Origin of the sequence: uncultured Pelagibacterium sp. (assembly GCF_963972885.1) — a bacterium.
GTDB classification, from domain to species: domain Bacteria; phylum Pseudomonadota; class Alphaproteobacteria; order Rhizobiales; family Devosiaceae; genus Pelagibacterium; species Pelagibacterium nitratireducens.
In genome coordinates, this window is record NZ_CAXAXY010000098.1 from 1 (window position 1) to 10,656 (window position 10,656).

Annotated in this window: 11 protein-coding genes; 9 read left to right on the top strand and 2 right to left on the bottom strand. The window is 61.8% G+C overall.

Features of this window, described 5'->3' with window-relative positions; genetic code table 11:
- Positions 1–81: 81 nt before the first annotated feature.
- On the bottom strand, positions 82–1,029 hold the full coding sequence (fabD, locus tag AACZ55_RS13445) for an ACP S-malonyltransferase (RefSeq protein WP_339646886.1): 948 nt from the start codon (positions 1,027–1,029) through the stop codon (positions 82–84).
- 137 nt (positions 1,030–1,166) lie between these two features.
- Positions 1,167–1,358, bottom strand: coding sequence for a hypothetical protein (locus AACZ55_RS13450; RefSeq protein WP_339646888.1), 192 nt, complete (start codon positions 1,356–1,358; stop codon positions 1,167–1,169).
- A gap of 294 nt (positions 1,359–1,652) precedes the next feature.
- On the opposite strand from AACZ55_RS13450, the gene rpsF reads away from it, so the two are divergent.
- From rpsF to AACZ55_RS13495, 9 genes are all read left to right on the top strand, one after another.
- On the top strand, positions 1,653–2,027 hold the full coding sequence (rpsF, locus tag AACZ55_RS13455; protein WP_338607162.1) for a 30S ribosomal protein S6: 375 nt from the start codon (positions 1,653–1,655) through the stop codon (positions 2,025–2,027).
- 20 nt (positions 2,028–2,047) lie between these two features.
- Positions 2,048–2,296, top strand: a complete 249-nt coding sequence (gene rpsR, locus AACZ55_RS13460) for a 30S ribosomal protein S18 (RefSeq protein WP_090596196.1) — start codon at positions 2,048–2,050, stop codon at positions 2,294–2,296.
- 86 nt (positions 2,297–2,382) lie between these two features.
- A complete protein-coding gene (rplI, locus tag AACZ55_RS13465) occupies positions 2,383–2,994 on the top strand; it encodes a 50S ribosomal protein L9 (protein ID WP_338607163.1) in 612 nt (203 codons plus the stop codon).
- Positions 2,995–3,298: 304 nt separating this feature from the next.
- Entirely contained in the window at positions 3,299–4,789 is a 1,491-nt protein-coding gene (locus tag AACZ55_RS13470) for a replicative DNA helicase (protein WP_338607164.1), read from the top strand.
- Between the two features lie 69 nt (positions 4,790–4,858).
- Positions 4,859–5,992 (top strand): alanine racemase, encoded by a 1,134-nt coding sequence (gene alr / locus AACZ55_RS13475; protein WP_339646891.1) that lies wholly within the window; start codon positions 4,859–4,861, stop codon positions 5,990–5,992.
- Between the two features lie 76 nt (positions 5,993–6,068).
- Positions 6,069–7,463 carry a DNA repair protein RadA gene (gene radA / locus AACZ55_RS13480; RefSeq protein WP_339646894.1) on the top strand — a complete coding sequence of 465 codons (1,395 nt, stop codon included), beginning with the start codon at positions 6,069–6,071 and terminating at the stop codon, positions 7,461–7,463.
- Positions 7,464–7,575: 112 nt separating this feature from the next.
- On the top strand, positions 7,576–8,184 hold the full coding sequence (locus AACZ55_RS13485; RefSeq protein WP_338607167.1) for a CvpA family protein: 609 nt from the start codon (positions 7,576–7,578) through the stop codon (positions 8,182–8,184).
- Between the two features lie 193 nt (positions 8,185–8,377).
- On the top strand, positions 8,378–9,838 hold the full coding sequence (gene purF / locus AACZ55_RS13490; RefSeq protein WP_338610706.1) for an amidophosphoribosyltransferase: 1,461 nt from the start codon (positions 8,378–8,380) through the stop codon (positions 9,836–9,838).
- A gap of 1 nt (position 9,839) precedes the next feature.
- Positions 9,840–10,571, top strand: coding sequence for an SDR family NAD(P)-dependent oxidoreductase (locus AACZ55_RS13495; RefSeq protein ID WP_338607168.1), 732 nt, complete (start codon positions 9,840–9,842; stop codon positions 10,569–10,571).
- Positions 10,572–10,656 lie beyond the last annotated feature (85 nt).

A 10,656-nucleotide genomic window follows, 5' to 3' on the forward strand; every position in this document is an offset into this window, starting at 1 on the left:
GGAGCCGATGCCGCCGCTGGCGCCGGTGACGAGTGCGCGTTTTCCGGAAAGATCGAACATGGTGGTGCTCTCCTCGTTCATTCAGTTTCGGGCGGCCAGAAAGGCTTCGATATCGGCCTGAGTGCCGATGGCCTGGGCGGCGACATCCTTGCTGATACGCTTTGCAAGGCCGGTGAGGACCTTGCCGGTGCCCAGCTCGTAGAGTTCGGTGACGCCGCCTTCGCCTGTGAGCCAGGTCACCGATTCCGTCCAACGCACCATGCCGGTGACCTGTTCAACGAGGTGGCGGCGGATTTCGGCGGGGTCGGTGATGGGGGACGCCAGGACGTTGGCAACCAGGGGCACCGCCGGGGCTTTCATATCGACCATGGCGAGCGCTGCTTCCATGGCTTCGGCGGCAGGCTCCATGAGCGCGCAATGGAACGGTGCGCTGACCGGAAGCGGCAGGGCACGCTTTGCGCCGCGGGCCTTGGCCAGCTCCATGGCGCGCTCGATGGCGCTGGCATCGCCGGAAATGACCACCTGGCCCGGAGAATTGTCGTTGGCCACATCGCAGACCGAACCTTCGGCTGCAGAGGCGGCAATTTCGCGCACCGCATCCATTTCCAGACCGAGGATGGCGGCCATGGCGCCCTGCCCGACCGGCACGGCCTGCTGCATGGCGCGGCCACGGGTCTGGACAAGGCGGGCGGTGTCGGCGAGCGAAAAGGTTCCGGCGGCGCAAAGGGCCGAATATTCGCCGAGCGAATGGCCGGCGACGTAGCTGGCAGCGTCTGCGACGGTGACGCCGTTGGCTTTAAGCACGCGGATAACGGCGATGGACGCGGCCATCAATGCGGGTTGGGCGTTTTCGGTGAGGCGGAGGGTGTCCTCGAGGCCTTCGAACATGATTTTCGAGAGCGCGACGCCAAGCGCATCATCGACTTCCTCGAAAACGGCGCGGGCCTGGGGATAGGCCTGGGCCAGATCGTGCCCCATGCCGACAGCCTGGCTGCCCTGTCCGGGAAAGGTGAAAGCCGGTTTGGTCATGACGTCCTCTCGCGCAGTTCTTTTTCTGGCGGCAATTTGGAGTTGCGGCTGGTCGATGACAAGCGCCCCGCTCCAAGTTGGCGGGCGAGGTGCCCGCAAAACCGGGCCAAGTCAAGGCGAAGCGGGGGAAAGGAGCGCTATTTCTGTGCGAAATCGAGCCCCGCTTCCTTCATCGCGCCCTCAACGGTCGGTAGCGATGCCGGGCCAACGCCATGCAGGGCGAGGAATTCTTTCCGGGAGAGTTTGGCGAGGTCTTCGAGGGTTTTTATGCCCGCGTGATCGAGAGCGCCGGCGGCGGGGCGGCTGAGTTTTTTGGGGAGGTCGGTCATTGTCATTGTTCTCCAAGCAATAAATCTGATTGCATGCGCCGGCAGCGTAAGAGCCCAAGGAAACCCTTGCAATCGGGCCCCATCCGCTATAGATGACGCCTGCATTCGTTTGGCCGGGGGCTGAACGGAGGGTTGTTTTTTGTGTCACAAACGCAAGGAACAATGGACCGATAGTTTGCTGGTCCGGCCTCCCGTGTTCCCGCTCTTTAGTAGAACCTTTGTCGCCTTTCCATGGCTACAAGGAGGCTCCGCGCCGGCGATGCTTTTTGAAGCTGAATGTGAGAAAGGCATTCTATGCCCCTTTATGAGCATATCTTTCTGTCGCGGCAGGACGTCTCCGCGCAGCAGGTCGAAGACCTGACCAAGACCTATACCGACCTTCTGGCCGAAAACGGCGGCAAGGTTGCAAAGTCGGAATACTGGGGGGTCAAGTCGCTCTCCTACCGCATCAACAAGAACCGCAAGGCCCATTACACGCTGCTCAACATCGAAGCGCCGGCTGTCGCCGTTGCCGAGATGGAGCGCCAGATGCGCATCAACGAAGACGTCTTGCGCTTCATGACCATCCGCGTGGACGAGCATGAAGAAGGCCCTTCGGTGATGATGCAGAAGCGTGACCGCGACGACCGCCCCGGTGGCGACCGTCCCCGCGGCCCGCGCCGGTTTTAAGGAGTAGATGAGTCATGGCTATTCGTGATCTTACCCAGTCGCAGACCCGTCGGCCCTTCCAGCGCCGCCGCAAGACCTGCCCGTTCTCGGGCGCCAATGCACCGACCATCGACTACAAGGATGTTCGTCTGCTCCAGCGCTATGTTTCCGAGCGCGGCAAGATCGTCCCCTCGCGCATCACGGCCGTTTCGGCCAAGAAGCAGCGCGAGTTGGCCCGTGCCATCAAGCGCTCGCGCTTTCTGGGCCTTCTGCCCTACGCAGTGAAATAAGCAGCTGTCGCTGCATTCGTTGGGGGCTGGAAATCGGTCCGGCCCTCTAACCGCCTTTGATGGCGGGACAGCATTGGAGAAAACAAATGAAAGTCATCCTTCTCGAGCGCGTGGGCCGCATGGGCACCATCGGCGACGAAGTGACCGTCAAGGACGGTTTTGCGCGCAACTTCCTTCTGCCCCAGGGCAAGGCACTCCGCGCATCGGACGCCAACCGCGCCAAGTTCGAAGCCGAACGTCAGACCATCGAAGCGCGCAACGCCGAACGCCGGTCGGAAGCTGAAAAGAACGCCTCATCGCTCGACGGCAAGACCATCGTGATGGTCCGCCAGGCCGGCGAAACCGGCCAGCTTTACGGTTCGGTTTCGGCCCGCGATATCGCCGATGCCCTGCTGGCCGAAGGCGAAAAGGTCGAGCGCAACCAGATCGATCTCGAAGGCCCGATCAAGGCTGTCGGTCTGCACGAAGTTGCTCTGAACCTGCACGCCGAAGTTGCGGTCAAGATCACCGTCAACGTCGCCCGGTCCTCGGACGAAGCCGAGCGTCAGGCCGCCGGCGAAAACCTCGCCCGCAAGGACTATAACGACGAGGAAGAGGAATTCGTCTCTCTCGCCGATATGGAAGACGAAGATTACGAGGCGACGCAGGACGAAGCGGCCACAGCGGCCGAGGAAATCGAGCGCCAGCAAGACGCATAAGCGTTTCCTGGAGTATTTCCGCGTTTCTTCGAATCGCGGCTCCAAGTTCTTGTTTGGTCGCGCTTCCGAACCGGATAAATGGTTCCCACTTATCCTGGAAGCACTCCAGCCATCGAATCGAAAGGCCGGGCCTGCGCCCGGCCTTTTTGTTTGTCGAGGCGCCTGCTACTTTTCCCCGCAGTTAGCCACACCGACTCACTCGTTAAGCTGGCAAGAGCGGTGGCGACGAAATTTTAACATTCGCTTGTTGCCGTGCCTGCTGTGTGCGGTATGAAAGAAGCCCACCCGATCGCAAGAGACCGCAATGGAAGCTGTGAGGCGGCTCGCGCCCGTCACGACCGAATCCGAAGCCAAGTACAAGACCGCCCCGCACAACATCGAGGCGGAGCAGGCCCTGCTGGGCGCGATTCTGGTCAACAACGAAGCGTTCTATCGCGTTTCCGATTTTCTCGAGCCCGACCATTTCTACGAGCAGATTCACCGGGCGATCTTCGAGGTGTGCGGCAAGATCATCAGGGCGGGCAAGACCGCGACCCCGGTGACCACCAAGACCTATTTGCCCGACGATCTGCTCGAAGGCGTCACCATGGCGCAATATCTGGCGCGGCTGGCTGCGGAAGCGACGACGGTTCTCAATGCCGCCGACTATGGGCAGGCGATCTATGATCTGGCGATACGGCGCAACCTGATCCTGATCGGCGAGGAGGTGATGGACACCGCCTATAACGCCGATGTGGAAAGCTCGGCGCAGATCCAGATCGAGGACGCCGAAAAGCGGCTGTTCGATCTGGCGGAAAAGGGCCGCTACGATGGCGGCTTTCAGGGTTTCAACCAGGCGCTGATCGAAGCGATCAACATGGCGGGCGAAGCCTATTCGCGCGACGGATCGCTTTCGGGCACCGCAACGGGGCTGACCGATCTCGACCGGCTGATGGGCGGGCTGCAGCGCTCGGATCTGATCATCCTTGCGGCACGTCCGGCCATGGGCAAGACATCGCTGGCCACCAATATCGCGTTTTCGGTGGCCAAGGCCTACAAGGCCGAACCGACGCCGGACGGGCACATGAAGACCGTCAATGGCGGGGTTGTGGGGTTCTTTTCGCTCGAAATGAGTGCCGAACAGCTCGCCACACGTGTTCTGGCCGAGCAATCGGAAATTTCCTCGTCCGATATCCGGCGCGGCAATATTCACGAGAGCCAGTACACAAAGCTTGTGGACACCTCCAACCTTATGGCGCAGGTGCCGCTCTATATCGACGATACGGGCGGCATCTCGATTGCCCAGCTTTCGGCGCGCGCCCGGCGATTGAAGCGGCAAAAGGGGCTCGATCTTCTGATTGTCGACTATCTGCAGCTTCTGTCCGGCTCGAAAAAAGTCGGTGAGAACCGCGTGCAAGAACTGACGGAAATCACCACGGGGCTCAAGGCCCTGGCCAAGGAGCTCGAAGTTCCCATCATCGCGCTGTCCCAGTTGTCGCGTCAGGTGGAAAACCGCGAGGACAAGCATCCCCAGCTCGCCGATCTTCGCGAATCGGGGTCGATCGAGCAGGACGCCGACGTGGTGCTGTTCGTTTATCGCGAGGAATATTACCTGGGCAACAAGGAGCCCAAGGAGGGCACCCAGGAACATCTCGAGTGGCAAGCCGAGATGGAAAAGGTGCATGGGCGGGCCGAAATCATCATCGCCAAGCAGCGCCACGGCCCCACGGGCACCGTGCAATTGCACTTCCAGGCCAACCTCACCCGGTTTTCGAACCTTGCCCGCGAGGATTATCTGCCGACGCGCGGCGAGTAGGAGACCGCCCGACTTGCCGGGCGCCTTGGTTTCGCGCTACCCCAGATCGGAAGGGATTCGGCGGACGTTATGACCACTTCAAAGAGCATTCTCGGTGGCGGCATCACCATCGATCTCGATGCCATCGTGCGCAACTGGAAGGCGCTCGATACGGTGTCGGGGAAATCGCTGACCGGCGCCGTGCTCAAGGCCGATGGCTATGGCACGGGCGCCAAAGTCGTGGGCCGGACCCTCTATAAGGCCGGGGCGCGATTCTTTTTCGTTGCGACGCCCGACGAGGGTGTAGCGCTGCGCGAGGCGATCCCCAACGCGTTCATTTTCGTCCTCGACGGGTTAATCCCGCGCGCTGCCGCCGATTATGCGGCCCATGGGCTGATGCCGGTGCTGGCCTCGATGAGCCAGCTGACCGAATGGCTCGATTTCTGCCTCAACCGCGGCAAGGCGGTGCCGGCCGCGCTGCATTTCGATACCGGATTCAACCGGGTCGGATTTCGCATGAAAGAGGCCGAACTGGTGCGGCGCGAACTCGACCAGTCGGGGTTCGAGCCGCAGATGATCATGAGCCATTTCGCCTGCGCCGATCAGCCGAGCCACGAAATGACCCGCAAGCAGAACGGGCTGTTTCAGGGCCTGCTCAATCACTTCCCGGACGTTCCCGCCTCGATCGCCAATTCGGCGGCGGTGATGAGTTCGAAAGACTATCACTACCATCTCGTGCGGCCCGGAATAGCGATGTATGGCGGGCGTGCCATCAACGGGCGGCCCAACCCGATGGCGCCTGTGATCGAGATGAACGTCCCGATATTGCAGATAAAGGATGCGCGGATCGGGGAAACCGTGGGCTATGGCGCGGCCTATCGCCTGCGCCGCGACACGCGCATCGCCATCATGGCGTTGGGCTATGCCGATGGTTATTTCCGTGGGCTGTCGGGTATTGGCGGGCAGATGGGCGGACGCGTTGCCGTCAACGGAACCATCGTTCCGGTGCTTGGGCGCGTCTCGATGGACATGACGGCCATCGACATCACCGATGTGCCGGGACTGGTGCAGCCGGGTGATCCGGTCGAGATCCTGGGGCCGACCATCTCGATCGACGATGTGGCCGATGCGGCGCGGACCATAGGCTATGAAGTGCTGACGACGCTCAACGGGCGCTTCCCGCGCAATTATGTCAACCTGCCCGAAGGCGTATCGCTGGACTGAGATTTGTTCTCAATTTGTTCTTGATCGAAACGCATCCAGACAATAGGGTCGTTTTGACTCAGATTCGGGACGATCCTTGGCCAAACTGAAATCCAGTTATGTCTGCCAGTCATGCGGCAACGTGACCCCCCGCTGGGCCGGGCGGTGCGAGGCGTGCGGGGAGTGGAACTCCATCGTCGAGGAGGTCGCGACCTCGGGCGTGGGCGCGGGTCCCAAGGCAGCGGTCGCTTCGGGGCGTCCGGTTGAATTGGTGCCGCTTTCGGGTGACAGCGAAGACGCGATCCGTATCGAGAGCAAGAATGGCGAGCTCGACAGGGTGCTGGGCGGCGGGTTCGTCATGGGATCGGCTATCCTGGTGGGCGGCGATCCGGGGATCGGCAAATCGACGCTGCTGTTGCAGGCGGCCGCGTCGCTGGCGCGGCAGGGCAAGCGGGTCATCTATATTTCCGGTGAAGAGGCGATTGCGCAGGTGCGGCTGCGCGCTGCGCGGCTTGGCGTTGCCGATGCGCCGGTGGAGCTGGCCAGTGAAACCCATGTGGAGACCATTCTTGCCACCATCGAAAAAGGCAAGGCGCCCGATCTGGTGATCATCGATTCCATCCAGACCTGCTGGACCGAGCGCGTGGAAAGCGCACCAGGCACAGTCACGCAGGTGCGCACCAGCGCGCAGGCGCTGACCCGATTTGCCAAGAAATCGGGCTCGGCAGTGGTGCTGGTGGGGCATGTGACCAAGGATGGGCAGATCGCCGGACCACGTGTGGTCGAGCATATGGTCGATGCGGTTCTTTATTTCGAGGGCGACACATCGCTGACCTATCGCATCCTGCGCGGGGTCAAGAACCGTTATGGCGCGACCGACGAGATCGGCGTGTTCGAGATGGCCGGATCGGGATTGCGCGAAGTGCCCAACCCGTCTGCACTGTTTCTCGATCAGCGCGATTCCGGGGCGGCGGGATCGGCGGTGTTTGCCGGCGTCGAGGGTACGCGGCCGGTACTCGTGGAAATCCAGGCATTGGTCGCCCCCTCCCCGCTGGGCACGCCGCGCCGGGCGGTGGTGGGCTGGGATTCGTCGCGGCTTTCGATGGTGCTGGCGGTGCTCGAAACGCGGTGCGGGGTGCGGATCGGGGCCAATGACATCTATCTCAATGTGGCGGGCGGGCTAAAGGTCAATGAGCCGGCAGCCGACCTTGCCGTGGCAGCGGCGCTGATCTCATCGCTGACCAATTCGCCCCTGCCCGCCGATGCCGTCTATTTCGGCGAGGTTAGCCTTTCGGGCGGAGTCCGTCCGGTGGTGCATGCCAATCTGCGGGTGCGCGAGGCGGCAAAGCTGGGATTCGGATCGGTGCATACCGCCAAGCTCAACGCTTCGGAGCGGACCGACGGGGTGGCGATCAATGAATTTTCGGCGCTGGCCGAACTTGTGGGCCGGATCGCGGCAGCAGGCGAGCGGAGCATGGCCGATGCGGACTGATTTTGGTACACGACGTTGGGTAAGCCTTGGAAATCCCATGCAATCGCTTGGCTTTGCCACATTTAACCGCTAAACGGACAGTCAAACAGGGCTTGCTGGAGACCGATCCCCCATGCTGACTGCTTTCGACATTGCCGTCGGAATTCTCGTTCTGATTTCCGCGTTGCTGGCGACGGCGCGCGGGCTGACCCGCGAAGTGCTCTCGCTCGTCACCTGGGCCGGTGCGGCCGCGTTTGCCGCCTACATGTTTTTCTACCAGCCCCAGATCGCCCAGGAATTCGTGGCCGATCCGCTGTGGGCCAATATCGCCACCGTGGTGGTGAGCTTTATTGTTGCGCTGATCATCCTGCATCTTCTGACCATGAAGATCGGGGATTTCATCACCGATTCCAAGCTGGGTCCGCTCGACCGGACGCTCGGCTTCGTGTTCGGCGCGCTGCGGGGCATCCTGATCGCGGTGGTCGTTGTGATCTTTGCCGATTGGCTGATCGGGGAAAATCCGCCCAATCTGCCGTGGTATGGCGAGGCGCAGTCGCTGCCGACCTTGCGCTCGCTGGGTGACGGGCTGATCTCGCTTCTTCCGGAAAATCTCGAAGAACAGGTCAACGATCTGCTGCAGGGCACCAACCCGATGGAAGATCCCGTCATCACCGACGAGGGCTCCAACGATCCGCAGCCGGCAACGACCACCGAACCTCCGGCAGCGATCAACGGAGTGTGATATCGCCGCAGGCGGTATCGAGCTGTGTTGACTTGCATGGGTCGGGAGCGTAAGCCCCCGATTGACGGAGCGATTTTTGCGAAGCGCGCAAGGCTTTCCGAACCGCTCCTTTTATGTCCTCGCATCAATGGTGGATAATTTGAGCACGCTCCACGCGACGACAGGCGATCACCTGACAGGGCTTGCCCTCGAGATGGACGGAGACACGCTGCGCGAGGAGTGCGGCGTGTTCGGCATTTTGGGGCACAATGATGCGGCGGCGCTGACAGCGCTAGGGCTTCACGCCCTCCAGCATCGCGGACAGGAAGCCGCCGGCATCGTCTCCTTCGACGGCAAGCGCTTCAGTTCCGAGCGCCATCTGGGCCTGGTCGGCGATCACTTTACCGACGCCGCCACACTTGGCCGACTGCCCGGCAATATCGCCATGGGCCATGTGCGCTACTCGACGACGGGCGAAACGGTGCTGCGCAACGTGCAGCCGCTGTTTGCCGAACTCGAAGTGGGCGGCATCGCCATTGCGCATAACGGCAATCTCACCAATGGGCTATCGCTGCGCAAGCGTCTGATCGCGCAGGGCGCCATCTGCCAGTCGACGTCCGACACCGAAGTGGTGCTGCACCTGATCGCCCGATCCCAGCGCACACGGTCGGCCGACCGGTTCATCGATGCGCTTGGCGCCATCGAGGGCGCCTATGCGATGGTGGCCATGACGCGCACCAAGCTGATCGGGGCGCGCGACCCCAACGGCATCCGTCCGCTGGTGCTGGGCGATCTCGACGGCAGGCCGATCTTTGCGTCGGAAAGCTGCGCCCTCGACATCATTGGCGCAAAATTCGTGCGCGACGTCGAGAACGGCGAAGTGATCGTGTGCGAATTGCAGAAGGACGGCTCGGTCTCCATCGACAGCTTCAAGCCATTCAAGGCTCGTCCCGAGCGGGTGTGTCTTTTCGAATATGTCTATTTTGCCCGGCCGGATTCGGTGGTCTCGGGGCGTTCGGTCTATTCGGCGCGCAAGGCCATGGGCATCAATCTGGCCAGGGAAAACCCGGTCGAAGCCGATGTCGTGGTACCGGTTCCCGATGGCGGAACGCCGGCGGCGCTGGGCTATGCACAGCAATCGGGCATCCCCTTCGAATACGGGATCATCCGCAACCATTATGTTGGCCGCACCTTCATCGAGCCGACGCAATCTATCCGGGCGCTGGGGGTCAAGCTCAAGCACTCGGCCAACCGGGCGGTAATCGAAGGCAAGCGGGTCGTGCTGGTCGATGATTCCATCGTGCGGGGCACCACATCGCTGAAAATCGTTCAGATGATCCGCGAAGCGGGCGCCAAAGAAGTCCACATCCGGGTCGCCAGTCCGATGATCTATCATTCCGATTATTACGGCATCGACACGCCCGACCCCGACAAGCTGCTGGCCAACCAGTATGCGACGCTGGACGACATGTGCCGCTATATCGGCGCGGACTCGCTGGAATTCCTGTCGATCGACGGGCTTTATCTCGCCGTGGGTGGAGAAAAGCGCAATCCAAAGGCGCCGCAATTTACCGACCATTATTTCACCGGCGATTATCCCACGCCGCTCACCGATCTGGAGGGGCGCTCCAAGAACGACCCCAAGCAGATTTCGATGCTGAGAGAAGCCGTATAGCATGACCGATATCAAAGACCTTGCCGGCCGCGTGGTGCTGGTGACCGGTGCCTCGCGCGGGCTGGGCTATGCCGCCGCCAAAAACGCCGCCTCGCGCGGCGCGCATGTGATCGCCGTGGCGCGAACGGTGGGCGGGCTCGAAGATCTCGACGACGACATCCAGGCGCTGGGCTCCTCGACAACGCTGGTACCCATGGATCTGACCGATGGGGAAGCCATCGACCGGCTCGGCGCCGCTATTTTCGAACGCTGGGGCCAACTCGACGGGCTGATCGGCAATGCGGGCGCACTGGGCGTTTTGAGCCCCCTGCCCCATATCGCACCCAAGGACTTCGCCAACGTCTTTGCGGTCAATGTGGAAGCCAATTTCCGGCTGATCCGCTCGCTGGATCTGTTGCTGCGCCAGTCCGATGCCGGGCGGGCGGTGTTCATCTCCTCGGGCGCGGCGCTGTCGGCCAAGCCCTATTGGGGGCTTTATGCGGCGTCGAAAGCGGCGCTGGACGCCATGGTCAAAGCCTATGCCGGGGAAATGGCGATCACCGAGGTGAAGGCCAATATCTTTTATCCCGGACAGGTCCGCACCGCCATGCGCGCCAAGGCAATGCCGGGCGAAGACCCCAAGACGCTGCCCTCGCCCGACGAGGTCGCGCCGAAAATCGTCGATCTGGTATCGGCCAATTACACACAGACCGGCATGCGGGTGGACATCCTGCAGGGCGAAGAGCCCCTTTAGAGCCGTTCAGGATTTGATTGAATCAAATCCTCGGCTCTAACCCCTTGTTTTGTCGCGTGTACAAACCGCAAAACCGTCTCCACTT